Annotated in this window: 30 protein-coding genes; 20 read left to right on the top strand and 10 right to left on the bottom strand. The window is 71.6% G+C overall.

Going from position 1 to position 23,555, the window contains the following annotated elements; all coding sequences use genetic code 11:
* The first annotated feature begins 65 nt into the window (after nucleotides 1-65).
* The 4 genes from hemE to VA596_RS41335 are packed head-to-tail and all read left to right on the top strand — an operon-like array spanning nucleotide 66 to nucleotide 4,623.
* Nucleotides 66-1,136: a uroporphyrinogen decarboxylase gene (hemE, locus tag VA596_RS41320; RefSeq protein WP_323334984.1), complete on the top strand. Its 1,071-nt coding sequence runs from the start codon at nucleotides 66-68 to the stop codon at nucleotides 1,134-1,136.
* The gene (gene hemG, locus VA596_RS41325; protein WP_323334985.1) at nucleotides 1,133-2,533 is read left to right on the top strand and encodes a protoporphyrinogen oxidase; all 1,401 of its coding nucleotides are present in this window, start codon (nucleotides 1,133-1,135) and stop codon (nucleotides 2,531-2,533) included. Before hemE ends, hemG begins: the two co-directional genes overlap by 4 nt.
* A 57-nt stretch (nucleotides 2,534-2,590) precedes the next feature.
* Nucleotides 2,591-3,283, top strand: coding sequence for a hydrogen peroxide-dependent heme synthase (gene hemQ / locus VA596_RS41330; RefSeq protein ID WP_323334987.1), 693 nt, complete (start codon nucleotides 2,591-2,593; stop codon nucleotides 3,281-3,283).
* Between the two features lie 8 nt (nucleotides 3,284-3,291).
* Nucleotides 3,292-4,623 (top strand): CoA transferase, encoded by a 1,332-nt coding sequence (locus VA596_RS41335; RefSeq protein ID WP_410171971.1) that lies wholly within the window; start codon nucleotides 3,292-3,294, stop codon nucleotides 4,621-4,623.
* Between the two features lie 287 nt (nucleotides 4,624-4,910).
* Here the strand turns inward: VA596_RS41335 and VA596_RS41340 are convergent, their stop codons facing one another.
* From VA596_RS41340 to VA596_RS41375, 8 genes are all read right to left on the bottom strand, one after another.
* Complete coding sequence (locus VA596_RS41340; RefSeq protein WP_323334990.1) at nucleotides 4,911-5,249, bottom strand: hypothetical protein; 339 nt, start codon at nucleotides 5,247-5,249, stop codon at nucleotides 4,911-4,913.
* Nucleotides 5,246-6,046, bottom strand: coding sequence for a DUF692 domain-containing protein (locus VA596_RS41345; protein WP_323334992.1), 801 nt, complete (start codon nucleotides 6,044-6,046; stop codon nucleotides 5,246-5,248). Before VA596_RS41345 ends, VA596_RS41340 begins: the two co-directional genes overlap by 4 nt.
* Complete coding sequence (locus VA596_RS41350; RefSeq protein ID WP_323334993.1) at nucleotides 6,039-6,953, bottom strand: TIGR04222 domain-containing membrane protein; 915 nt, start codon at nucleotides 6,951-6,953, stop codon at nucleotides 6,039-6,041. The genes VA596_RS41345 and VA596_RS41350 overlap by 8 nt, the downstream gene beginning before the upstream one ends.
* A gap of 66 nt (nucleotides 6,954-7,019) precedes the next feature.
* Complete coding sequence (locus VA596_RS41355) at nucleotides 7,020-7,928, bottom strand: TIGR04222 domain-containing membrane protein (protein WP_323334994.1); 909 nt, start codon at nucleotides 7,926-7,928, stop codon at nucleotides 7,020-7,022.
* A gap of 88 nt (nucleotides 7,929-8,016) precedes the next feature.
* Nucleotides 8,017-8,439, bottom strand: a complete 423-nt coding sequence (gene msrB, locus VA596_RS41360) for a peptide-methionine (R)-S-oxide reductase MsrB (RefSeq protein ID WP_323334995.1) — start codon at nucleotides 8,437-8,439, stop codon at nucleotides 8,017-8,019.
* A gap of 19 nt (nucleotides 8,440-8,458) precedes the next feature.
* Complete coding sequence (locus VA596_RS41365) at nucleotides 8,459-8,764, bottom strand: hypothetical protein (protein WP_323334997.1); 306 nt, start codon at nucleotides 8,762-8,764, stop codon at nucleotides 8,459-8,461.
* Nucleotides 8,765-8,820: 56 nt separating this feature from the next.
* The gene (locus VA596_RS41370) at nucleotides 8,821-10,485 is read right to left on the bottom strand and encodes a serine/threonine-protein kinase (RefSeq protein WP_323335363.1); all 1,665 of its coding nucleotides are present in this window, start codon (nucleotides 10,483-10,485) and stop codon (nucleotides 8,821-8,823) included.
* A 118-nt stretch (nucleotides 10,486-10,603) separates the two neighbouring features.
* Nucleotides 10,604-11,278, bottom strand: a complete 675-nt coding sequence (locus VA596_RS41375) for a TVP38/TMEM64 family protein (RefSeq protein WP_323334999.1) — start codon at nucleotides 11,276-11,278, stop codon at nucleotides 10,604-10,606.
* Nucleotides 11,279-12,067: 789 nt separating this feature from the next.
* Here VA596_RS41375 and ligD point away from each other — a divergent pair.
* From ligD to VA596_RS41390, 3 genes are all read left to right on the top strand, one after another.
* Nucleotides 12,068-13,090: a non-homologous end-joining DNA ligase gene (gene ligD / locus VA596_RS41380; RefSeq protein WP_323335000.1), complete on the top strand. Its 1,023-nt coding sequence runs from the start codon at nucleotides 12,068-12,070 to the stop codon at nucleotides 13,088-13,090.
* Between the two features lie 81 nt (nucleotides 13,091-13,171).
* Nucleotides 13,172-13,573 (top strand): GIY-YIG nuclease family protein, encoded by a 402-nt coding sequence (locus tag VA596_RS41385; RefSeq protein WP_323335002.1) that lies wholly within the window; start codon nucleotides 13,172-13,174, stop codon nucleotides 13,571-13,573.
* Nucleotides 13,573-14,469, top strand: a complete 897-nt coding sequence (locus VA596_RS41390) for a tyrosine-type recombinase/integrase (RefSeq protein WP_323335004.1) — start codon at nucleotides 13,573-13,575, stop codon at nucleotides 14,467-14,469. The genes VA596_RS41385 and VA596_RS41390 overlap by 1 nt, the downstream gene beginning before the upstream one ends.
* Nucleotides 14,470-14,593: 124 nt before the next feature.
* Here the strand turns inward: VA596_RS41390 and VA596_RS41395 are convergent, their stop codons facing one another.
* Entirely contained in the window at nucleotides 14,594-14,932 is a 339-nt protein-coding gene (locus VA596_RS41395) for a hypothetical protein (RefSeq protein ID WP_323335006.1), read from the bottom strand.
* 203 nt (nucleotides 14,933-15,135) lie between these two features.
* Entirely contained in the window at nucleotides 15,136-15,642 is a 507-nt protein-coding gene (locus tag VA596_RS41400; RefSeq protein WP_323335007.1) for a hypothetical protein, read from the bottom strand.
* 190 nt (nucleotides 15,643-15,832) lie between these two features.
* Here VA596_RS41400 and VA596_RS41405 point away from each other — a divergent pair, with 190 nt between their 5' ends.
* The 13 genes from VA596_RS41405 to VA596_RS41465 all read left to right on the top strand — a co-directional run bounded on the left by VA596_RS41405 (nucleotide 15,833) and on the right by VA596_RS41465 (nucleotide 23,400).
* Complete coding sequence (locus VA596_RS41405; protein WP_323335009.1) at nucleotides 15,833-16,180, top strand: hypothetical protein; 348 nt, start codon at nucleotides 15,833-15,835, stop codon at nucleotides 16,178-16,180.
* 329 nt (nucleotides 16,181-16,509) lie between these two features.
* Nucleotides 16,510-17,364: a hypothetical protein gene (locus VA596_RS41410; RefSeq protein ID WP_323335011.1), complete on the top strand. Its 855-nt coding sequence runs from the start codon at nucleotides 16,510-16,512 to the stop codon at nucleotides 17,362-17,364.
* Nucleotides 17,361-17,828 (top strand): hypothetical protein, encoded by a 468-nt coding sequence (locus VA596_RS41415; RefSeq protein ID WP_323335013.1) that lies wholly within the window; start codon nucleotides 17,361-17,363, stop codon nucleotides 17,826-17,828. The genes VA596_RS41410 and VA596_RS41415 overlap by 4 nt, the downstream gene beginning before the upstream one ends.
* Entirely contained in the window at nucleotides 17,828-18,115 is a 288-nt protein-coding gene (locus VA596_RS41420) for a hypothetical protein (RefSeq protein ID WP_323335015.1), read from the top strand. The genes VA596_RS41415 and VA596_RS41420 overlap by 1 nt, the downstream gene beginning before the upstream one ends.
* Nucleotides 18,115-18,372, top strand: coding sequence for a hypothetical protein (locus VA596_RS41425; RefSeq protein WP_323335016.1), 258 nt, complete (start codon nucleotides 18,115-18,117; stop codon nucleotides 18,370-18,372). The genes VA596_RS41420 and VA596_RS41425 overlap by 1 nt, the downstream gene beginning before the upstream one ends.
* On the top strand, nucleotides 18,369-18,836 hold the full coding sequence (locus tag VA596_RS41430) for a hypothetical protein (RefSeq protein WP_323335018.1): 468 nt from the start codon (nucleotides 18,369-18,371) through the stop codon (nucleotides 18,834-18,836). The genes VA596_RS41425 and VA596_RS41430 overlap by 4 nt, the downstream gene beginning before the upstream one ends.
* Entirely contained in the window at nucleotides 18,833-19,132 is a 300-nt protein-coding gene (locus VA596_RS41435; RefSeq protein ID WP_323335020.1) for a hypothetical protein, read from the top strand. The genes VA596_RS41430 and VA596_RS41435 overlap by 4 nt, the downstream gene beginning before the upstream one ends.
* Nucleotides 19,129-20,025, top strand: a complete 897-nt coding sequence (locus tag VA596_RS41440; protein ID WP_323335022.1) for a YqaJ viral recombinase family nuclease — start codon at nucleotides 19,129-19,131, stop codon at nucleotides 20,023-20,025. The genes VA596_RS41435 and VA596_RS41440 overlap by 4 nt, the downstream gene beginning before the upstream one ends.
* Nucleotides 20,025-20,939: a recombinase RecT gene (locus VA596_RS41445; protein WP_323335024.1), complete on the top strand. Its 915-nt coding sequence runs from the start codon at nucleotides 20,025-20,027 to the stop codon at nucleotides 20,937-20,939. The genes VA596_RS41440 and VA596_RS41445 overlap by 1 nt, the downstream gene beginning before the upstream one ends.
* Nucleotides 20,936-21,655, top strand: a complete 720-nt coding sequence (locus tag VA596_RS41450) for an exonuclease domain-containing protein (RefSeq protein WP_323335025.1) — start codon at nucleotides 20,936-20,938, stop codon at nucleotides 21,653-21,655. Before VA596_RS41445 ends, VA596_RS41450 begins: the two co-directional genes overlap by 4 nt.
* A 100-nt stretch (nucleotides 21,656-21,755) precedes the next feature.
* A complete protein-coding gene (locus VA596_RS41455) occupies nucleotides 21,756-22,121 on the top strand; it encodes a hypothetical protein (RefSeq protein WP_323335027.1) in 366 nt (121 codons plus the stop codon).
* A complete protein-coding gene (locus VA596_RS41460; protein ID WP_323335028.1) occupies nucleotides 22,118-22,492 on the top strand; it encodes an SsgA family sporulation/cell division regulator in 375 nt (124 codons plus the stop codon). The genes VA596_RS41455 and VA596_RS41460 overlap by 4 nt, the downstream gene beginning before the upstream one ends.
* Nucleotides 22,489-23,400: a hypothetical protein gene (locus VA596_RS41465; protein WP_323335030.1), complete on the top strand. Its 912-nt coding sequence runs from the start codon at nucleotides 22,489-22,491 to the stop codon at nucleotides 23,398-23,400. Before VA596_RS41460 ends, VA596_RS41465 begins: the two co-directional genes overlap by 4 nt.
* Nucleotides 23,401-23,555 lie beyond the last annotated feature (155 nt).

The following is a 23,555-nucleotide window of genomic DNA, read 5'->3' on the forward strand; positions in this document are numbered from 1 at the left end:
CCCTGTTGCGGGCGGAGGCGCGCCGAGAGAAGGGCCCCGCCGGGCTCGTGGCACGATTGAAGACGATGTCTCCCACCACGCCTCTGCCGCAGCGGACCGCCGCGTCCGCCCGCCGCGAGCTGCCCGAAGCCCCGTTCCTGGCCGCCGCGCGCGGCGACCGCCCGGCGCGCACGCCCGTCTGGTTCATGCGCCAGGCCGGGCGATCGCTGCCCGAGTACCGCGCGCTGCGCGAAGGCGTGCCGATGCTCGACTCCTGCTTCGACCCCGAGATGCTCGCCGAGATCACGCTGCAGCCGGTCCGGCGGCACGGCGTCGACGCGGCCATCCTGTACAGCGACATCGTGGTGCCGCTCAAGGCCGCCGGGGTCGACCTCGACATCGTCCCGGGCACCGGCCCGGTGGTCGGGACGCCGGTGCGCGACCTCGCCGCCGTGAAGGCCCTGCCGGAACTGACGCCGGACCAGGTCGAGCGGGTCGCCGACGGCATCCGGCTGCTGGTCGAGCGGCTCGGCGAGACGCCGCTGATCGGCTTCGCCGGCGCGCCGTTCACGCTGGCCAGCTACCTCATCGAAGGCGGGCCGAGCCGCAACCACGAGCACACCAAGGCGCTGATGCACTCGTCGCCGGAGGTCTGGCACGAGCTGGCCGGGCGGCTGGCCGACATCGCGCTGACCTTCCTGCGTGCGCAGCTCGACGCCGGCGTCGACGCGGTCCAGCTGTTCGACTCCTGGGCCGGCGCGCTGTCCGAGCGGGACTACCGCGAGTTCGTCCTGCCGCACTCGGCGAAGGTCCTCGACGGCGTCGCCTCCTACGGCGTCCCGCGCATCCACTTCGGCGTCGGCACCGGCGAGCTGCTCGCCGCGATGCGCGACGCGGGCGCGGACGTCGTCGGCGTCGACTGGCGGATCCCGCTGGACGAGGCCGTCCGCCGGCTCGGCGGCAAGGCCGTGGTGCAGGGTAACCTGGACCCGGCGCTGCTGCACGCGTCCTGGCCGGTGCTCGAGGCCGAGGTCCGCCGCATCGTCGCCGAAGGGCGCGCCGCGGACGGCCACATCTTCAACCTGGGCCACGGTGTCCTCCCCGGTGTCGACCCCGAGGTGCTGACCCGGGTGGTCGGGCTGGTGCACGAGCTGTGAAACGGGTCGCGGTCGTCGGGGCCGGCGTCTCCGGGCTGACCGCCGCGTACCGGCTGCGGCGGCTGCTGGGCAGCGACGTCGAGATCGTCGTCTTCGAGAAGACCCGGACGCCGGGCGGCAAGCTGCGCACGGCCGAGCTGGCCGGGGTGCCCTACGACGTCGGCGCCGAGGCGTTCCTCGTCCGCCGTCCCGAGATGCTCGGGCTGGTCCGCGAGCTGGGCCTCGACGTCGTCCACCCGACCGGCGCCCGCGCGAAGATCCACGCCGGCGGGACCGTCACCGGGCTGCCGCCGGGCACCGTGATGGGCGTCCCGGCGTCGGCGGAGTCGGTCGCCGGGGTGCTGTCGGAGGCCGGGCGCCGCGCGGTCGAGGCCGAGGCGTCGCTGCCGGAGCTGCGGCTGCCGGGCGGGGACGTGCCGCTGGGCCCGCTGCTGCGCGAGCGGTTCGGCGACGAGCTGGTGGATCGCCTGGTCGACCCGCTGCTCGGCGGGGTCTACGCGGGCGGGGCCGACGGTCTCGGCCTGCGCGCGACCATGCCGGGCCTGGCCGCGGCGGTGGCCGCCGGCGCGGGTTCGCTGACCGCGGCGGCCGCGTCCCAGCTGCCCGCCTCACCCAGCACGGCGCCGGTGTTCGGCACGGTCTCCGGCGGGCTGGGCACGGTGGTCGACCGGCTGACCGAGCTGTCCGGTGCCGACCTGCGGGCCGGGCTGCCGGTCTGCGACATCGAACGCAACGGCACCCGCTGGCGGCTGCGGATCGGCGCGGCGCCGACCGCGCACGCGCCGGCGGAGAACACGGTCGACGCCGACGCGGTGGTCCTCGCGGTGCCGGCGCCCTCGGCCCGCCGCCTGCTCGCGGACCTGGTGCCGGCGGCGTCGGCGGCGTTCGGCGAGGTCGAGCTGGCGTCGATGGCGGTGGTCGCGCTGGCGCTGCCGCAGGGCACGGACCTGCCGGCGGCGTCGGGGATCCTGATCGGCCAGGGCGAGCGTGACGCGTCAGGCGTGCCGTACGCGTCGAAGGCGTTCACTTTTTCTTCGCGCAAGTGGGCGCACTTCGGCACGGGCCCGGTGCTGGTCCGCGGCTCGGTCGGCCGGTTCGGCGAGCTGGGCGCGCTGAAGGCGGACGACGTCGAGCTGGTCCGCCTGGTCCGCGACGACCTCGCGCGGCTCACCGGCATCACGGCGGAACCGGTCGAGACGCTGGTGACGCGCTGGGGCGGCGGGCTGCCGCAGTACGGCACCGGGCACCTGGAGCGGGTGGAGCGCATCGAGAAGGCGATCGCCGAGGTGCCGGGCCTGGCGGTCGCGGGCGCGACCCTGCACGGCGTCGGCCTGCCGGCCTGCGTGGCGACGGCCGAAGCGGCCGCGAACCGGGTGGCCGCGCACCTTTCCGCGTGAGTGCTGTCACCCCGACCCGTGGGGGCGCCTCGCGGGGCGCGGTGACAGGATGGACGTATGGCGCGGGTCAACTTCAACGAGCTCAACGACACCATCCGGTACACCACCTGGTCGGTCTTCCGGATCGAACCCGGCAGGCTGGGTGAGGACCGCGGGACCGCCGGTCGCGAGACCACCGAGTACCTCGACGGCCTCGAGTCGAAGGGCGTCGTCGTCCGCGGGGTGTACGACCTCTCCGCGCTGCGGGCCGACGCCGACTACATGATCTGGTGGCACGCCGAGGAGATCGAGCAGGTCCAGGCCGCCTACGCCGGGTTCCGGCGGACGCCGCTCGGGCGCGCGTCGACGCCGGTCTGGAGCCAGACCGCGCTGCACCGGCCCGCCGAGTTCAACAAGAGCCACATCCCGGCGTTCCTGGCCGGGGAAGAGGCGCGCAAGTTCATCTGCGTCTACCCGTTCGTCCGCTCCTACGAGTGGTACCTGCTGCCGGAGAACGAGCGCCGGAAGATGCTCGCCGACCACGGCAAGGAGGCCCGCGACTACCCGGACGTGCGCGCCAACACCGTCGCGTCGTTCGCGCTGGGCGACTACGAGTGGATCCTCGCCTTCGAGGCCGATGAACTGCACCGGATCGTCGATCTGATGCGCCACCTGCGCGGCACCGAGGCGCGGCTGCACGTGCGCGAAGAGATCCCGTTCTACACCGGCACCCGCGTGCCGCCCGCCGAGCTCGTCGCGGCGCTGCCGTAGTGCGCGAGATCCTGGACGGCGTCTGGCACACCCTGACCGGGGAGACGCCGGGACCGGTCGAGCTGACCGGCGCCGAAGACGTGCTGCCCGGGCCGTACCGGGTGGCGGCGGCCGCGACGGCGTCCGTCGCCGCGGCGACCCTGTCCGCCGGCGAACTGCTTAAGCTGCGCGAGATCGACCCCGGCGTCGTCACGGCGGACACCCGCCACGCGGCGGCGTCGTTCGCGAGCGAAGCCTTTTCGCGGGTCGAGGGCGCTTCACCGGAGCCGGTCTGGGGACCGCTTTCGGGCAACTACCGCACGGTCGACGGCTGGGTCCGTCTGCACTGCAACTACCCGCGCCACGAAGCCGCGGTGTGCTGGGGCCTCGGCGTCCCCGGCAGCCGGGACGTCGTGACGAAGACGGTCGCCGGGCGCATCGCGCGCGAGGTCGAGCACGCCGTCGTCAGCGCCGGGGGAGCGGCCGCGGAGCTGCGTTCGCCGGAGGACTGGGCGGCGCACCCGCAGGGCGAGGCGGTGGCTTCCCTGCCGCTGGTTCACTTGGAGCCGATCGACGAGGCCCCGAAGCGGACGTTGTTCTATTCGGACCGCCCGCTGGGCGGGGTCCGGGTACTGGAGCTGACCCACGTGCTGGCCGGCCCGGTGGCGGGGCGAGTCCTGGCCGCGCACGGCGCCGACGTCCTGCACGTCGGGGCCGCGCACCTGCCCCGCGTCGAGACATTGGCGCGGGACACCGGACAGGGCAAGCGATCCACGTTCGTCGCGCTGGACACCGAAGGTGGCCGCGCCCGCCTCAAGAAGCTGATCAGCCGCGCCGACGTCCTGGTGCAGTCGTTCCGCCCGGGCGCGCTGGAGCGGATCGGCTTCGGCCCCGCCGAGCTGGCTGAGCTGCGACCTGGCTTGGTGATCGCGGACCTGAGTGCCTATGGCTGGGAAGGCCCGTGGGCCAGGCGGCGCGGTTTCGACAGCCTGGTCCAGATGTCGAACGGCATCGCGTGGGGTTCTGACGGCCCGTCACCGCTTCCGGTCCAGGCGCTGGACCACGCAACAGGCTGGCTGGCCGCGGCGGCGATCATGACGGCGGTCCGCCGCCAGGTAACCGACGGCGGCACCTGGCGGGTCAGGCTTTCCCTCGCCGGAACCGGCCACTGGCTGGATTCCCTGGGCCGCAAGGACCCGGGTTCGTCCGAAGTGGACTACAGCGACCTGCTGGAGCAGACGGAAAGCGGCTACGGCCGCCTGACCCGGGTCCGCATGGCGGGAGGCTTGCCGGGCGCAGAGCCGCATTGGGACTTCGGAACGCGGCTGCCGGGTGTCGACAAGCCGACCTGGACACCCTGACCCAGCGGTCGAGCCACCCGGCGGCGGATCGGCCCGACGGCAGGGCCTGCCCTCCCCGGGGGATGCCCCCGCAACCAGTCTACCGGCGGGGTACGACAAAAACCCTGGTCCGGGCCGAGTTGTCCACAAGCCACCCGACTTGTGGACAACCGGGTTCCGGACCCCAGCGCCCCAATGTGGCATTGGGTGCGTTGGATGCACCGAACGCCGCGTTGGGTGCGTTGGATGCACCGAACGCCACATTGGGTGCGCTGGATGCACCGAACGCCACATTGGGGCGTTCGGGCTCAGCGACGCCGGAGCCGGGAAAGCAACCCCCGCTTGGGCTTCGGCAAATGGCCCGACTCGATCAGCCACTCAGTGAACGCGTCCGCGTAAGCGTGCGAATGCTCCGTGGCCGACTTCGGGCGCCGCGCCGCGAACTCCGCGAACAGCGCCCCGTACCGCTCGCCCAAGGCCTCCGCCAGCTCCGGCCGCTGGTAGGCCAGCACCCGGCCGTGCTTCCGGCGCAGGACCTGAGCCTCCACCCGCAGCCGCGACCTGTCGAAGCCCGGCGGGGGCGGGCCGTCCGCCAGCAGGGCGTGCAGCAGTTCCGCCTGGCGGGCCGCCAGGTCCTCGCGGCTCACACCGTCACCGCCGCCCGGAGGGCCGCCAGCTCCGCGGCCAGTTCCGCGTCGCTCGGGTAGTCGTCGTCGCGTTCCAGCAGGACTCCCGGCGGGTCGGTCCGGCGGCGGAGTTCCCCCAGCAGCGCAAGCACTTCCGGCAGCACCGGGTGCGCGTGCGTGTCGTGGTAGACGCCGTCGCGCTCGATGCCGCCCGCCATGTGCACGTACGCCAGCCGCTCCCACGGGATGCCGTCCAGGAACGCCTCCGGGTCGGTGCCGATGTTGCGGGCGTTGGCGTAGAGGTTCGCGACGTCGATGATCAACCGGCAGTCCGTCCGCTCGGTCAGTTCGGTGAGGAACTGTTCCTCCGTCAGTTCCGAAGCAGGCCACTCCAGCACCGCGGCGATGTTCTCCAGCGCGAACGGGACGTCCACAATGGACTGCGCCAGCCGCACGTTCGCGACCAGGACGTCCAGCGCCTCCCGGGTACGGGGGAGCGGCATCAGGTGCCCGGAGTCGAGCCCGCCCGCGCGCACGAAGCAGACGTGGTCGCTGACCAGCGGCGCGTCCAGCGCCCGCGCGACCTCCGCGAGGTGCTGGACGCGCCCGGTGTCGAGCGGCTCGGCCCCGCCGAGCGAAAGGGAAACGGCGTGCGGCAGCACCGGCATTCCCCGCTGCCGCAACGCCACCAGCGTCTCGGGAAGGTCGTCGTGGTGCAGGTTCTCGGCGACGACCTCGACCCAGTCGACGCCCGGCAGCCGCGCGATGGACAGGTCGAGCTCGTGCCGCCAGCCGATCCCGATGCCGAGCTCACCCACCGCAACCCCCTCCACCGCACCCGCCGCCGCCACACGAAGACCCGCTGCTGCACGACGAACCGCTGCTGCACGACGAGCTCGAGCAGGACGAGCCGCCCGACGACCCGCCGCCGCCGAAGCCGGCCGGCGGGGTCAGGGCCGCGCCCAGCTCCTCGTCCGGGTACATCGCCCAGCCGCCCAGCGCGACCGCGGCCACCGCGCCGCCGAGCAGGAAACCCCCGGCCAGCGCGCCGGCCGGGACCGGGCCGGACGCCGCCGAGCGCGCCTGGCCGAGCAGCCGGTGCCCCGCGGCCGACGGCTGCCGGGGCCCGAGCTTCGTCCGCCGCACCGCGGCCACGATCGTCAGGACGGCCGCGATCAGCACCAGCGGCACCAGGATCCCGACCGGACGCCCCAGCGAAATGCCGTTGACCAGCCGCGCCACGCCCAGCACCAGCACGGCCAGCTGCAGGACCAGCCCGAACGTGCGGGCCTGGCGCTTCGCGGACGCGGACGCCAGCAGGCCCCGGCGGTCGAGACCGTCCTCCAGCGCGCGCATGGCCGCCGAGCTGCGGACCTGCGCGCGGATCGTCGCCGTCGTCTTCAGCTGCGCGACGTCGGCGACGGCCCGCTCCAGCGGTTCGACCGGCCGCGTCCCGGCCTGGCTGATCTGCTTGTAGCTGTTGACGCGCAGCTGACCGCGCTCCACCAGCGCCGCGATCGCCGCGTCCACCGCGCGGTCCGGACCACCCGCGAGGAACGCGAGTTCGTAGACGGTCGGCGGCGGGCCCGGCTGGACGTTGTCGGCGCGCGCCGCGCGGCTGCCCACGACGCCCGCCACGATCAGCCGGATCAGCAGGGCCGCGCCGAGCAAAGCGATGTAGAGGACCACGAAATCGGGTCCGGAGATGCCCCACGGGTCGTCCATCGCCCGTCTCCCCTCAGTTGGATGCGGTTACCGTAGCTGTGAGACGCAGCAGGTCGCGTCGGCGTTTCAACCGCCGCACCCCCCGCCGCCACCACCTCCGCAGGAGCTGCCACCCCCGCCGCCGCATGAGCTTCCGCCCCCACCGCACGAGCTGCCGCCGAAGAACCCGACGGCCGTGCCACCCGCCCAGCTCGAGCGGCCCGACGGGCGGGCGTAGGTCCGGGCGGCGGCGTGCACCGCGCGGCTGACGGCCGCGCGGATCTCCTTGTCCGGGTAGGCGGCGAGCCCGCTGCTCGCGACGGCGCCGGCCGCGCCGGACGTCAGCGTCCCGGCCCGGCGGGCCTCCTCGGCGGCCGCCCGGCCGGCGTCGGTGGCCTTCGCCTCGGGGACGACCTTCGCGGCCCGGACCGTGCCGACGAGCGCCGCGACGGCGTTCAGCAGCAGAAGCACGACCAGGAAGCCGACGGGGTGCCCGGTGCTCGACCCGGCGATCAGCCGGACGACGCCGAGCACGAACAGCGCCCAGTACGCCACCGCCGTCGTCACCGACGTGAGGCGCAGTTTCCGGACGTCGGCGACCAGCCCGCGGGCGGCCAGCCCGGCCTCCAGCTCCGCCACCGCCGGCAGCGGCTCCACCGTGCTGCGCACCAGGTCGACGGACGTGCCGGCCTTGCTGATCCGCTCGAGCGCGACGCGGTCGAGGACGTTCGAAGAGCTGCTTCGGATGCGGTAGAGGCGGCCGTTGCCGTCCATCCGGATCAGGCCGCGCTCCAGCAGCCGCGCGATGACGACCTCGCCGAGGCGGGTGCGCTCGCCGGTCAGCAGCGCCAGCTCTTCGGTGGTCTGCGGTGAGCCGCCCGCGTGGCCGCGCTGCAGCGCGCGGGTGCGCACCACCGCGTGGATCAGGGGAATGAGAAGCAGGCCCAGGTAGAGGCCTGTGAACAGCGGTCCGGGAATGCCCCACGTGTCGGTCATGACTCCGCCCTCCCTCGTCCGTGTGCGGAGACTACGTTCGAGGGAGGGCGGAGGGTTGCCGGTTTAAGGAGGATTTAGGACTGCGGTCTCACTCCTGGGGCGTCAGCTTGAGCGAGATCGAGTTGATGCAGTAGCGCTGGTCGGTCGGGGTCGCGTACCCCTCGCCCTCGAAGACGTGCCCGAGGTGGCTGTGGCAGGAGCCGCAGAGCACCTCGATGCGCTTCATGCCCATGGTCCGGTCTTCGCGGAGGAGGACGGCGTCGGAGTCCGCCGGGTCGTAGAACGACGGCCAGCCGCAGTGGCTCTCGAACTTCGTGTCGCTGCGGAACAGCTCGGCACCACAGGCGCGGCACTCGTAGACGCCGGTCGTCTTGGTGTCGGTGTACTCACCGGTGAACGGCCGTTCGGTGCCGGCCTGGCGGAGCACGGCGTACTCCTCCGGGCCCAGCTCCGCCCGCCATTCCTGCTCGGACTTCACGACGCGTGGGGTGGCGCCGACAACGGGTTTCATACCTTTCACCCGTTCCACGTTACGCCGAGAGCCACGCGAGGGCGTGCACCACGATGTCCCATGCGGCGACTATCACGCCGAGGACGATGAGCACGACGATCAGGGCCGACACCCAGTAGCGCAGCCCGCCGAGGCGGTTGCTGGAGTCGGCGAAATCGGCGACGCCGTCGAGAGCGGCCTCGATGGTGTAGTTGGGACCGGATCGCTCGATCCGGTCGAGGTGCTCGGCGAACGCGCGCGCCTCCGGGTCAAACGGGTCCAGCCCGACCAGGTCCTCGTGGAAGCGAGGGTTCCCGCCCGGCGGCGAAGCTCCGCTCTCGGCCATGACACCACGTTAGGCCATCGGGCCCGCTCAGCCCACCTGTGACGCGTTAACTCTCATTACCGGGAGGCCGAGCCGCCGATCCTCGTGTCGGCGTCGATCAGGGTCTGGCCGCCGACGTTGACCAGCCGGTAGCCGGGGCGTTTGCCCGCGACGTTGACGTTCATGACGAGCGAGCCGTCGGCCTCGTTGCCGCCCGAGTCGGCGCGCGCGGTGTTGATCAGGCCGAGGTTCTTCTTGTTTTCGGCCCAGTACTGCTGGTAGTCCTGCTGGGTGCCGTAGACCGCCTGGGCGGCCGGGGTGAGCTGGTCCCAGTGGCTCGCCGGGTCGCTGAAGTAGTTGATGATCAGGTTGCCGGCCGAACCGTAGTTCGTGACCGCGCCCTCGGTCTTGGTCTGGCCCAGCGGGGCGGAGACGTTCGAGTTGCTGCTCGGGGCACCGGTGCTCTTCGGCGCGGTGCCGGGGGCGCTGCTCGCGGCACCCGGCGACTGGCCGACCTGGTTGCCGCCCGTGCCGCCGCCGCTGGAGTTCGCCATCACGAAGATGATCACCGCGACCACGATCACCGCGGCGCCCGCGCCGGCGAAGATCGCGTACTTGCGCTTGTTGTCCGGCTTGGCCGTGTCCGAGGAGGAGTACTGGGGCGCTCTGGCCGACGGCGGCGAAGCCGCGGCCATCGGCCTGGGCGGGGTGTTCGGCGGCGCGGCCGCGGACCGCATCGGCATGAACGCGGCGGTCGGGCGCGGCGGGTTGGCCGGTGCCTTGGCCGCCGGCACCGGCGTGCCGACCGGCGGTGACGACGGCGCCTTCTGGTCGCTCCGCTGCCACGGCGGGCGGTCGCCGCTGTCGGCCGGGGGAGCGGCGGGCTTGCGGCCGCCGCCGCCCGAGAGCAGCGGCGGTGACGCCGACATGCCGCCGGGCTCGGTCCGGGCCAGCGCGGCCAGCCGCTCGCGGGCCTCGGCCATGGACGGCCGCTCGCCCGGTTCGCTGCGCAGCAGGCTCATCAGCAGCGCGGTGGCGCCGCCCGCCTGCACCGGCGGGTTGATCTGGCCGTTCGCCGCCGCGTAGAGCAGCGCGAGCTGGTTGGTCGTGTTGCCGTAGGGCGTGGTGCCCTCGATGGCCTGGTAGAGCGTCGCGCCGAGGGCGAAGACGTCGGAGCTGGGCACCGGGTCGGCGCCGCGCGCCAGCTCGGGCGCGAGGTAGGCGGGCGTGCCGCCGATCAGGCCGGTCGCCGTCAGCGTCATGTCGCCGGCCGCGCGCGAGATGCCGAAGTCGGTGATCTTCGCGGTGCCGGTCTCGTCGATGAGGATGTTGCCGGGCTTGACGTCGCGGTGGACGATCCCGGCGCGGTGCGCGGCGACCAGCGCGGAGGCCACCTGCTCGCCGATCCGGGCGATCCGGCCGAGGGGCAGCGTGCCCTCCTCGGAGAGGATCGTGGAGAGGCTGGGCCCGTTGAGGTACTCCATCACCAGGCACGGGTCGCCGTTGTGCTCGGCGATGTCGAACACGACGATGGCGTTCGGGTGCTGGAACCGGGCGGCGTTCTTCGCCTCGCGCATCGCGCGCTGGCGCATGTTGTCGCGCTCGGTCTCGGAGACGCCCGGCTGGGGCAGGATCTGCTTGATCGCCACGGTGCGCTCGAGGCGCACGTCGGTCGCGCGCCACACGACTCCCATGGCACCGCTTCCGATGTGCTCGACGAGGCGGTAGTGCCCCGCGATCAGCTGACCGGTGTCGATGGCGACTGCTCCTGACGAAATTCCCGGTGATGGTGGCCCTGCTCAGCGCGTTTCCGGTTCGCGCACCCGATCGAGTGTAGCGGTCGGCCGTGTGCTGTTCGCGTCAGCCAGCCGGACCGGCGGGCTCCGGTTCGGGTACCGGTGCCACCGGTGCCCGCTTCCGGAACACCCTGACCAGCCCGATCGCTCCGGCCAGCGCGAAGACGCCGTAACAGGCGAGCAGCGCGGGCGGCGTGTCGCCGGTCAAGGCGTCCCCGAGCACGACCACCGCGACGGTGCCGGGCACGCTTCCCAGCAGCGTACCCGCCAGATACGGGGTCAGCCGTACGGATGACACCCCACAGAGGTAACTGAAGGGCGCGAAAGGTACTACGGGTATGAGCCGCAGCGACGTGATGGCCAGGACGCCCCCATCGGAGAGCCGCTCGTTGACCGCCCGCACCGACGAACGGTGCAGGTGCCGCGTGACGAGGTCCCGCCCCAGCAGCCGCGCCAGCCCGAACGACAGCCCGGCCGCGATGGTGGTGGCGACCAGCCCGATCGCGATCCCGGCCGCGGTCCCCACCAGCAGCCCGGCCGCCAGGTTGAACACGGTGCGCGGAATAGGCACGACGGTGAGCAGCGAGTAGGCGACGAGCAGCACGACCGGGGTGGCAGGGCCGGTGGCCGCGGCCCAGGCGCGCAGATCGGCAGGTCCGGGGATCGGTAGCAGCACCGCGGCCGCCACGAAAAGGGCGAGCACAGCGAGCGCGACGATCAGTTTGGTGCGGCCGGACACCTGGTCAACGGTACCGGCCGGGGTGGTGGGGCCTCGCGGCGCGTGCTGGGCTGGGGGGCGCACGATTGCCGGGTCTTGTTGGCGACGTGCTGCGCTTCGGCTGGTGTGCGGTGCCTGCTGGAGGCGGTGCGGGCGCGCGATTCGGCTGGTCTCCCGCGCGGTTGCGACGGTCTCGGCGGTGAACCTGCTGCGGCTCGGCCGGGCTGCAGCCATGCGCCGGAGTCGAGTCGGCTGGCTGTGCCTCGGGCCGCTTCGCCCGGTTGCCGCGGCTTCGTCCGGCTGTTCGCTGGATGTCTGTGTCTTGGCCGGGCGCTTGCGCCTTGCCGGAGTCTTGGCCGTGCGCCGGAGGTGAGTCGGCTGGCTATGCCTCTCGTGTTGCCGCGGCTGGGCCCGGCTATCGCTGTTCGCCGGATAGGTCTGCCTCGGCCTGGTGCCTCGCGCGATTGCGGGGTCTTGGCGGGGACCTGTGTGGCGGCTCGGCCGGGCTGTGGCCATGCGCCGGACATGAGTCGGCCGCGTGTTGCCACGGCCCGGTCCGGCTGTGGCTGCTCGCCGGTTGGCTGCTCCTCGCCCCGTGCTTCGAGGTTGCCGGCTGTTGGCGAGTGCGCGGCTTGGTCGCCGACTGCGATCCACCGGCGATGGTGCCGCGTGGCTGCGCGAGAGGAACCCGAGTTGCCGTGCCGTGCGCCGTGCCCCGTGCCACCCACCGAACCCACGGTGATCCACCAATCGCCGCGCCGGGGCATTTTCGCGGGGGCCCGAGGCCGCGATCACCGCTAGCGTGGCCGCATGCCCAAGCACGGTGACCCGGTGACCTACGAGGTGGGCGGGCGCAGCGTCCGCGTCTCGAGCCCGGACAAGGTGTACTTCCCGCAGCGTGGCATCACCAAGCGCCAGGTCGTCGAGTACTACCTGGCCGTCGGTGAGCCGCTGCTGCGCGCGATCGGCGAGCGGCCGACCACCCTCAAGCGGTACGTCGACGGTGTCGAGGGGGAGTGGTTCTACGCCAAGCGCCTGCCGAAGGGCGCGCCGGAGTGGGTGGAGACCGCCGAGATCACCTTTCCGTCGGGGCGCAAGGCCGCCGAGGTGTGCCCGACCGAGGTCGGCGTGTTCGCGTGGGCGGCCAACCTCGGCACGTTCGACTTCCACCCGTGGCCGGTGCGCCGCCCGGACGTCGACCACCCGGACGAGCTGCGGATCGACGTCGATCCGCCGGATCGGGCCGGGTTCGCCGACGCCGTCGAGGTCGCCCACGTCGTGCGTGAGGTGCTGGAGGCCGCCGGGCTGACCGGCTTCCCGAAGACCTCGGGCGGGCGCGGGGTGCACGTGCTGGTCCGGATCCGCCCGGAGTGGGACTTCGTGCAGGTGCGGCACGCGGTGATCGCGCTGGGCCGCGAGGTCGAGCGCCGGATCCCGGACAAGGCGACGATCGCCTGGTGGAAGGAGGAACGCGGCGGCCGCGTCTTCCTCGACTACAACCAGGCGGCCCGCGACCGCACGGTCGCGTCCAGCTGGTCGGTCCGCGGCACCCCGCGCGCGACCGTCTCCACGCCCCTGACCTGGGACCTCCTGTCCGAGGTCGACGCGGACGACTTCGACGTCCTGACCGTCCCGGGCTTCCTCGCCGAGCACGGCGACCTGCACGCCCGCATGGACGACAAGGCGTACGGCCTGGAGACGGCGCTGGAGTGGTACGACCGCGACGAGCGCGACCACGGCCTCGGCGACATGCCCTACCCGCCGGACTACCCGAAGATGCCGGGGGAGCCGAAGCGGGTCCAGCCGAGCAAGGCGCGCCCGGTGACCAGCTGAAACAGCTTCAAGGTCGGTGTCATGCGGCCTAGCATAGCGTGAACTCGCCTGATTACTACTGAAACCAGGTAGCATCGTTAAATGCCGCGCCAGCTCCCTCGCCCGACAGGCTCGGGTCAAATCACTCTTCCGAACGCCGACGAGACCTACGTCTACCGGGCCTACTGCCTCTGCGGCGATCTGCTCTACGTCGGGATCACGCACAACCTGTTCGCACGCCTCACCGACCACGCTCGCTCACGCGCGCGCTGGGAGCTGAAGGCCGTCCGGATCGAGTGGGATATCTATCGCACCCGGTTGATGGCGGAGCGAGTCGAGTCGCACCTCATCCGAACCCTCGACCCGGTCTTCAACGTCCTGGGCCGGAGCCGGGAGTTCCGCCGGCCGCGGTGGGTCAACTTGCCGCCGTTGCAGCCGCCGCCAAGCCTCGATGACCGCGCGCGTGACGCTCATCGCCTTCTCGCTCGAGGAGATCGAGCCTGATGGCTGAACTGCTGTCGGAGCTGTCCGCGTCGTTCCAGCGCCACCTGCGCGCCGAGGGACGCGCGAAACGCACCTGCGCCCTGCACGAGCAGGCCATCCGGTTCTTCAGCGACTGGCTCAACGGCCAGGGGCTGTCGGCCATCAGCGAGAACTGCACGAAAGACAACATCCGTAACTGGCTCGCCGACCTCGCTGACCAGGTCGGGCCTGGCACCGTTCGGATCCGCTGGGCCGGGATGCGGCGCTTCACCCGATGGCTCGTCGCCGAAGGTGTCCTCGACGACTACCCGATGACGGGCCTCGGCGAGCCGGAGGTACCGGAGAAGCCGGTCCCCGTCCTGTCCGATGACGAGCTCGCGGCGTTGATCAAGGCGTGCAGCGGGAAGGACTTCGCTGCCCGCCGCGACGAGGCGATCATCAGGATGCTGCTCGACTGCGGGCTGAGGGTGTCGGAGCTGTGCGGCATCACCGTGGAGGGGCTCGACCTGGACAACGGGTCGGTGATGGTGACGGGGAAGCGCGGGAAGGTGCGGCAGGCGTTCTTCGGGGCGCGGACGGAGCGGGCTCTGGACCGGTACGTGCGGATGCGGCGTCAGCACCGGTGGTCGCACGCTGAGGCGTTGTTCCTCGGCCAGCGGGGCGCGTTGTCCACCGACGGTGTTCGCACCCGGATGGAGGTCCGTGCTGCGCAGGCGGGCTTGGCGGACCCGAGCAACCCGCATCGTTTTCGGCACACCTGGGCGAACGACTTCCTCCTCGCCGGCGGGCAGGAGCGTGACCTGAAGCGGCTGGCCGGCTGGTCGTCGGATGTGATGCTGGAGGTGTACGGCCGCTCGGCGGCGGATGCGCGGGCGGAGAAGGCGGCGCGGCAGATGAAGCGCGGCGACAGGGTGTAGCGTTCGGTTTCTGTTGGGGTGAAAGAAAAAGAGGCTTTAGACGCCCCCCCCCCCCGCAGTTTTAGGGTTTGTCCCGCGGGCTGCGGAGGGGCGTGGCCGGGGGAGCGGCCCGCCTCCGGTGCGGCTACCAGTCGTTGTCGCGGAGCCGCTTTTCGAGCTTGTCGAGTTCGACGAGGTCGTCGAGCTGGTTGTCGAGGTTCCGTAGCTGCTGCCCAGACTCCCAGGCTGGGCGCGACTCGGACGGGGTGACGGCGGCCGGCCGCGTCGGTCCCTTGAAGTGGAACCCGGCGAGCCAGCAGCAGATGGCGATGGCGGCGTGGAAGGTCATCGGTTGTGGTGGCCAGTCGTCGATGACGCCGAGGACGACGTGGGGGATTGCGGCGAGGGTGATGAGGGCGGCGAGCGTGAACATGACGACGGCGCTGGTCGGCGGCGAGGTCTTGGCTGAAGACGGCGCGGTCATGTGATCGGATGCCTCCTTTGGGTGACTGGTTTGGTCCAGTTGCACCAGAGGTATCTCTGTCACATCACGAGTCGTTAATTCGTTCTTGCAACTTTCGGGGGAATTACCCCGTCTGGCCGAAGATCGCTGTAACGCGGCCACAACGTTTCGGCACGGGGTTCACTTCTGGCGCCAATGTGACTACGGTGGCGCGCCGCGACGGTCTACTGGGGAATGTCCTCAACGGACAGCTGGTCCTCTTTTTCCTGGAGAGCGGCCCGCAGGTACCTGACCCTGGCCGGCAGCCCGAACCGCTCGCCCTCCTCTGCGCCGCGCTCGAGGATTTCGTCGACCGTCATCCGGCGCCAGCGCGCGCGTAGGTCGGCGGAGAACTCGTGACGGACGGGCGCGGGCGAAGTCGGCGGCCGCTGGTCGCTCGTCGCCGGGGGTTCGCCGCCTTCGAGGATGTGCCGTGGCGTGTCCTCGGTCCAGCCCGGGAGCATCCGGGCGACGGTGAAGAGCGCGGACTGGCCGACGCTGGCATCGCCGGTTTCGAGGGCCTGGAGGCTGCGGATGCTGAGCTTCTCGCCGGCCGCCTCGGCGGCCTTGACGAGGTCGGTGCGGTACTGCCAGCCGGCGGCGGTTCTGGCTTTTGCCACGGCGTCGCCGAGTCGGGCCCGTGGCTCCGGCGGGTAGTCGCCGGTTCGGATCTGCTTCCGCGAAACCGTCACCACGGCAGTGTCTAGCAGACCGTGGCAGTCCGCTACCTGTCTGGACCTGCGGATCTTCCGCACCTTGCGCCTGTAGCGCCCCACCCCTGAGTGCATAGAACGGCAGAGTAGAGCAGCGTATGCCGTTCCGTTACCGCCAAACTGCTTAACTCTGCTTGACACTGCTAGCAGAGAACGGCAAAGTGACGGCATGCCCAAGTTGAACAAAGACGCGGTGAAGCACCGCCTGGCCGAGGCGAACATCACCTCGACCAGCGACCTCGCCGAGCAGGTCAACGTTCCCTGGGGCTCGCTCAAGAACGGCCTCGCCGGACGCGACCAGCTCTCGCTCACGCGGATCTACCGCATCGCCGAGCAGCTGAAGCGGCCCGACGAGACCGTGCGCGACGTCGTCGAAGAGATCGTCGCCGTGGGGGAGGGCGAGCCCGACACGCCACCGGCGACGCCGAGGCGTGAGCCGAAGTCGCCGCCGTCGCGGCAGGACAGCGAGAAGACGAAGACCGCCCCGAAGCGCAACGCCGCCGGAGTCGCGGCGTGACCCCGGAGGAGCGGACCCGTCGCGCGCGGATCGCGGCCCACACCCGGTGGGGGAAGACACCTGACCGGACCGCCGCGACCGAAGCCGCTCGCCGCGGACTGCTCGCGAAATTCGAACGCGAAGCCGACCCGGACGGCGTCATGTCCCCGGCTGACCGAGCAGCCGCCGCCGAAAACCTCCGCCGCGCTCACTACCTCCGCATGGCTGCCGCTCGCGCAGCCGCTGCCAAGAAGCGACGCGACACAGCCGCCTGACCGCCCACAAGAAGACGCCCGCCCCCGAGCCATTGCGGGGCTCCGGAGCGGGCTTACCACGAGGAGGACACCCTCATGATCGGAACACAGGATAGCGAGTCGGACCTGGAGGTCACCGACTCCCAGATCGACGGCACGTCGCGGCTCGCCGCCGTGCACGTCAAGTACGGCGAACTCCGCCTCCCCGAGCGGATCGCCGGCGCCTTGGCCGACGGCCCCGAGATCCGGGTGACCATCAGCCGGGCCCGCGAGACCCGCGGCGTCGAGCACGTTACGAACGTCGACGCGGTCCGGGACGGCGTGAAGCTGTCCGGCATCGCGTGGCCGGAGGGCGTCACGAAGGGGACCGTGGTCGTGCTGGCATGCAACCGCCGGGCGAGCCTCCTGCACGTCTTCCTGCCCGTCACCGCCGTCGCCAATCAGCAGCTGGCCGCCGACGAGACCGGCGAGGCGACGGTCGAGGCGCCCGTGATTGAGCCGATCACGGACGAGGCCGCCGACGCGGTCGCCGAGGTGCTGGCAGACCTGGCCGACGTCGAGCAGCCGACGCAGGCCTGGCCGGTCGTTGCCGACACCGACGCCCAAACCGAGGTCTTCGCCGCGGTCGCGACGCCGGGCACCGACGACGAGGCCCTGGTCGACACGATCGGCGCCGACTACGCGGCCGAGCTGGCCGACGTGCTTGAGCACGGGATGCCGTACGACGACGAGGTCGTCGACGAGCAGCCGCGCGTGCGCACCGGCTGGCTGGCGTTCGCCTGGTTCCACGTCGTCGCGTGGTTCGCGTCGGTGGTCGACGCCGTCGCCTCGCACGTCGAGAACGTCGGCCAGGACGTCATCGACCACGCGCGGGTCGTCGCGAAGGTCGTCGTCCTGATCATCGTCACGCTGATCCTCGTCGGGTCGGGCATCGGGTGGTGGCTGGCGTGACCGACCAGACCGCCCGCGTCGCCACCGTCCTCACCGACGACGCGACCGTGCAGGGCCAGAGCCGCGCCGTCCGCTGGGGCCTGTACCTCGCCCAGCACGGAGTCCCGTCCAACCTGCCCACCGACTTCGGTCTCGGCCGCCACCCCGGCAACCACCGCATCGAGCAGGCCGCCGGGCTCTGCCTCGCCGACGTTCCCCGCCCGCGCCCCGCCGGACCGGTGGAGCTGGAGACCCGGCCGGACCCGTGCACCCGCTGCAACGAGATCGGCCACTTCGCCACGGTCCGGCTCACCGCCGACCCCGAGCGAGGCCTTCGCGGCGCGCATGAGGGGCTGCACGAGGTGTGCCCGTGCTGCGCGTTCCCGCAGGGCAAGGCGGGGCTGTACGACGTGATGCGCGGCCAGGCCCGCACCTCCGGCTACGTCGGTGTCGAGCTGCGCCAGCCGAACGGCCGGTGGGTGTGATGGCCGCCCTCACGTTCCAGCTCACCGTCATCAGCTGCGACGGCGGCGAGTGCGAGGCCGTCTTCGGCACGCCGGACGGGTTCCTCAGCGCCATGGACGCGCGGGCCGCCGCCTACGCGGCGGGCTGGCGCTTCCCTAACCACACCACCAGGAGCGGCAACGCGGCCCGGACGACGTCCGACGTCTGCCCGGTGTGCGTGCCCGGGTGGACAGCGCAGAAGCAGGGCCAGCGGCACCGACAGCTGACGCTCAACGAGGCCCGGAAACTCCGGGAGGGAAGTGCGTGATGAGCATCCTCCGCAAGATCGTCGAGCGGATCGACAAGGCCGCCGACAAGAAGATCGACACGACGGTCGAGCGGGCCGGCGTGAAGCCCGCCGACCGCAAGTCCGCGCCGAAGAAGGCACCGAAGGCGGACTCGTCGGTCGTCGCGCCGACGCCGCTGTCTGGCGGCTGCTCGCTGCGCGTGCTGCAGGCGGCCGGGTTCGCGGGTGTCGTCGTGGCGACGCTCGCGGCCGCGGTGGCGGGGCGGTGGCGTCGATGAACGACTACGCCGCCCGGCTGCGCGCCACCGCTGACTACATCGACAGGCACGACGTGCCCCGACTGCTCAGCGTGACCGTGAGCGGCCTGACGGACGTCGTGGATTTCCACGGCTCTCCGCTGAACTGCAACCGGGTGGCCGTGTTCCTGCGCTGGGCCGACACCCTCGACGGTGACGTCGCCCTCGTGGTCGTCCCGCGCGAGAAGGACTCGCGCTTCCACCTGTACGCGCGCGGCACTTTGCCCGGCACTGATCTCGCCGCCGAGTTCGTCGTGATCGTCGACGGCGACGACTACCCGGCGCTGGCCGACGAGATCGGCAGCGGCGAGGACGAAATCCCGGTGATCCGCGGGCAGCTCGCGAATATCGCGGCAGGCAGGGGCGAGCTGACGCCGGAGCTGCTGGCCGAGGCCGAGCACTGGGCCGCGAACCCGCTGCCACGCGACCCGGGAGCGACGTCGTGACCGTCTCCGAGGTGAAGAAGCTCCGCGCTCAGGTCGTGCTCGCCGCGAAGATCATGGAACGGAACCAGGCAGCCTGGACCGCCCGGGCCGAGGAAGCCGAGAAGCGCAGCCGGCAGTCAGGCGACGGCGACTTGCAGGACGCGCGGTACCGGCGCGGGTGGGCGTGCGGGTACGAGATGGCCCTCGACGCTCTGTGGCAGGCCACCGGCGGCGAGTTCGGCGTGCAGTACGTCCACCACGACATCGTCGAGGCAGAGATCGTCGACGAGGAGCCAAGTACGGCGGTGGCGTCGTGACGGCCCCGGTGTTCGTCGGCGACTTCGAGCCCGGCTCGTCCGAGTGGCACGCGGCGCGGGCGCACGGGATCGGCGGTAGCGAGATCGCCGCCGTTCTCGGCCTGTCTCCGTGGGAGTCCCGGTTCTCCCTGTGGCACCGCAAGAAGGGACTCGTCGCGCCGGTCGCACAGAACGACGTCATGTACTGGGGCACCCGCCTCGAGGAGGTCATCCGCGAGGAGTTCAACCTCCGGCATGCCGGCGAGCTGTCGCCCGCGGTGACCGTCGGCACGTGGCGGCACGCCGCCCGGCCGTGGCAGATCGCCAACCCGGACGGGAAGCTCGACGGCGCGCTGTACGAAGGCAAGACCGCGTACAACGACGACGGCTGGGGGGAAGAAGGCACCGAAGAAATCCCGGTGTACTACCGCACCCAGTGCCTCTGGTATCTCGACGTGTTCGGGCTCAACCTGTGCCACGTCGCCGTGCTGATCTCCGGCTCGGACTACCGCGAGTACTACGTCGAGCGCGCCAACGACGAGATGGCCCTGATGCGCGAACGGGCCGCCGAGTTCCTCGACACGCTCCGCGAGAACCAGCGGCCAAACATCGACGAGCACGACGCGACCTACGCCGTCGTCCGGGAGCTACACCCCGACATCGACGACGTGAAGTTCGACGTGCCCGGCTACATCGCCGTCCCGTACCTCGACGCGCTCGACGCACACAAGGCTGCCGTGGCCGAGAAGCAGCGCGCTACCACCGAAGTGCTCGATGCGATGGGAACCGCCCGGCGCGCCATGTTCGACGGCGAGCAGATCGCCATGCGCGTGGCCGGCCGCGGCGACAACCCGCCGTCCCTGCGCGCCACCCCCAGCAAGAAGACCCCTGGCCTGAAAGTGAGCGCCGCCTGATGACCGACTCCGTCTCGAAGGCCGTGGCAACGGTCGACAACACCCCGGGCGCGATGATCCGCACCTACTCCAAGGACTTCACCGCCGTCCTGCCCAGCCACATCAAGCCCGACACGTGGGTGCGGCTCGCACAGGGCGCGCTGAAGAAGGGCAAGAAGGTCAGCATCGGAGGCCAGACCGGCACCGAGCTGGAGCTCGCCGCGCTCAACAACCCCGCCGTGTTCATGGCCTCCCTGCTCGACGCCGCGCGTCTTGGCCTGGAACCCGGCACCGAGCAGTACTACCTCACGCCGCGCAAGGTGAAGGGGCGCCTGGAAATCCTCGGGATCGTCGGTTACCAGGGCTACATCGAACTGATGTACCGCGCCGGTGCGATCTCGTCCGTGGTCGCCGAAGTCGTCTACTCCGGCGACAAGTTCGACTTCCAGCCCGGCCGGCACGAGCGCCCCGACCACGCCATCGACTGGGACGCCGACAGCCGAGGCCAGCTCCGACTGGTCTACGCCTACGCGGTCATGAAGGACGGCGCCACGTCGAAGGTGGTCGTCCTGAACCGAGCCGCCATCAACAAGATCAAGGAATCCAGCCAAGGCGCGAGCAGCGACTATTCGCCGTGGGTGAAGCACGAGGCCGCGATGTGGCTGAAGTCCGCGGTGCGGCAGCTCGCGAAATGGGTGCCGACGTCGGCGGAGTACGTGCGGGAGCAGCTGCGGGCGCAGGCGGAGGTCGCAGCTGAGCAGCGGCCGCAGATCCCGCCGGCGCCCGACGCGGTGAAGCACCTCGACGAGAACTGGATCGAAACGGACGAGCAGGGCAACCCGATCGTCGAGGCCGAGTTCGTGGAGGACAGCGACCCGTACCTGCCGGGCGACCCGGACCTGACCGCGCACGAGCAGGAAGGCGCGGCGCGATGACCTGGCTGGCCGGGAGGTTCCTGGCGTTCGACCTCGAAACCACCGACCGCGATCCGCACCTCGCCAGGATCGTCACCGCGACGACGATTCTGATCGACCCGTCGACCGGCGGCAAAGACGTCACGAACTGGCTGTCCGACGTGGACGGCCACGACATCCCGCCGGAGACCACAGCGATCCACGGCATTACCACCGCCCACGCCCGCACGCACGGCCAGCCAGCCGCCGAGGTCGCCGCGCAGGTCGCCGCCACCATCGACCAGGCATGGGACCAGGGCATCCCGGTGATCGGCCACAACCTCGGCTACGACTTCACCGTCGAGGACTCCGAGCTGCGCCGCTACTTCCCGAACGAGGGAGGCCTGAAGCTCCGCAAGGCCGTGCTCGACACCTACGTACTGGACAAGCACTTCGACCGGTACCGGTCGGGGAAGCGGCAGCTGGTGCCGACGGCGGCGCACTACGGGATCCGGCTGTCCGAAGAGGACGCGCACGACGCCACCGCCGACGCGCTGGCGTCAGCGCGGATCCTGTGGGTGATGGCGCGCCGATACCCGCAGCTGGCCGCGATGACACTCGACGCGCTCTACGACGCGCAGGTCGCCTGGTACCGCGAGCAGCAGCTGTCGCTGGCTGAGTACTTCCTCCGCCAGGGCAAGACGGAGCACGTCTCAACCGAGTGGCCGATCCGGCCGGTCCCGGCGGTGACCCCGTGAACGCGACCGTCGTGTTCGTCGTGCTGCTCGCGCTGCTGCCCGTCGGTGCCTGGGCCATCAACGCGCACCTCCGTTACCTCGTCCGGAAGGACGCACGCCGATGATCACGCTCGACCAGCTCAACCTCGACGCCCTCTACGTCCCCGGCCTGACGTTCCGGCGTCAGGGCAACGAACGCCGCCAGGGCGTCGTCGTCCAGAACACGCGTGGCGCCGTCGAGGTCTGGCACGCCCTGCGCGAACCGGCTACCGGCGGCGTCATCGCCCACCTCCCGCAGCAGCGCGAGGGCTACCAGCACGCGGCCGAGTGCACTGTTCTGCTCGGCACGTGCTGGAGCCGCGAGACTCACCGTGGGTACAGCTTCGACTTCCTGCCGCTGCTCCTCGCCGGACACGCGAAGGCCGCGCTGCAGCAGCTCGCCGACTGGCACGACCAGGTCTTCGCGCTGCGGGCGGTGACCGCATGATCATCGCCACGAAGGCCCGCATCGGCGGCTACCAGTTCGACGCCAACCTCAGCTACGACGTCACCCGCCCGGACGTCATCACGGTCCTGTTCCTCACCCGGACGCCCGTCATGTGGATCCTCGGCCGCGACCTCCTCGCCGACGGCCTCATGAACCCGGCCGGCGAAGGCGACGTCCGGATCGCGCCGAGCCCCGCAACCGACGAAGTCGCCGTCGAGATCCGCACCCGTCACGGGCGCGCGTTCGTCCGGCTGCTCTGGGATCCGGTCGCCGGGTTCGTCCGCGCTACCTACGGCCGCGTCCCGCGCGGCACCGAGTACGCGAACGTCGACTGGGACCAGCTCCTGCCAGCCGCGGGCGGCGGATCATGACGGCCACCGTCTCCGCGCCGACGCTCGACAGCGTGCTCAAGCGCGCCGACGGCCAGTACGCCAAGCGTGCCGGAGACGATCCGGCACCGCCGGAGTACCTCGCTGCGCTCGCCACCGCGCTCCACCCGCTGCTCGAGCAAACCAGTGCGCCCGGCCCCGGCGTGGACCTGGCGGAACTGGCTCGGCTCCGGAGCGAGTCCGACGCGCGGGGCCGGATCATCGCGCAGCGCGACGCAACGATCGAGGGCCTGACCGAGCGACTGGCCAAGGCCCGCCAGGCCGGCACTGCCGGGGTCGAGCGCACCAACCGCGAACGCGAGTCGCTTACGCGCGAAGTCGCCGAGCTGAAGCAGAAGCTCGATGCGGCCGAGGAAGACACCCGGTGCCGCATCGACGCCGCCGTCAGGGCGATCACGGCGGCCAGCGCCGGTTCGGGGGAGGAGACGGACCGGCTCCGGGAAGCGCTCGTCCTCCGCACCGCCGAACTCGACGAGGCCCGCGCCGAACGTGACACCGCGCGCGCTCAGCTCCGCGACCGGCCCGCGCCCGGCACGGTGCGGGAGAAGCTCGTCTCCGCGGCCGCCGACGTCACCGTGCGGGAGAAGCTGGACGCGGCCGCCGACCAGGTCGCGCAGCTGACGGAGCAGCTCGCGGCCGCGAACCGCGACCTCGCGCTGGCGAACCGGACGCTCGACGAGATCGCCGACGAGCAACTCAACCATCAGGCCGGGCCGCACCGGCACCAGTTCGAACTCGACCTGGCCACCGGCAAGCACGACGACTGCGAGTGCGGGCAGCCGTGGATCCGCGACCTCGTCGAGGACGACGAGCCGGTCGAGCCGGACATCGAGCCGCTCGACCAGCTCTTCGCCCGCATCCGAGACGAGCTGGGGGAGGTGGCCCCTTGACTGGGGATCAAGTGCACCGCCGTGGCCGCGCGCAGTGGCGCCAGCTGGCCGGCCGACTCCGCGCCGCCGTCGCCCGCCGCCCCGAAACCACCGACATCCCGCCGCGCCTGCAACTCGACCTGTGGGCCGCCACCGAACACAGACTCGCCGCCCAG

Source organism: Amycolatopsis heterodermiae (genome assembly GCF_034929455.1).
Classification (GTDB): domain Bacteria; phylum Actinomycetota; class Actinomycetes; order Mycobacteriales; family Pseudonocardiaceae; genus Amycolatopsis; species Amycolatopsis heterodermiae.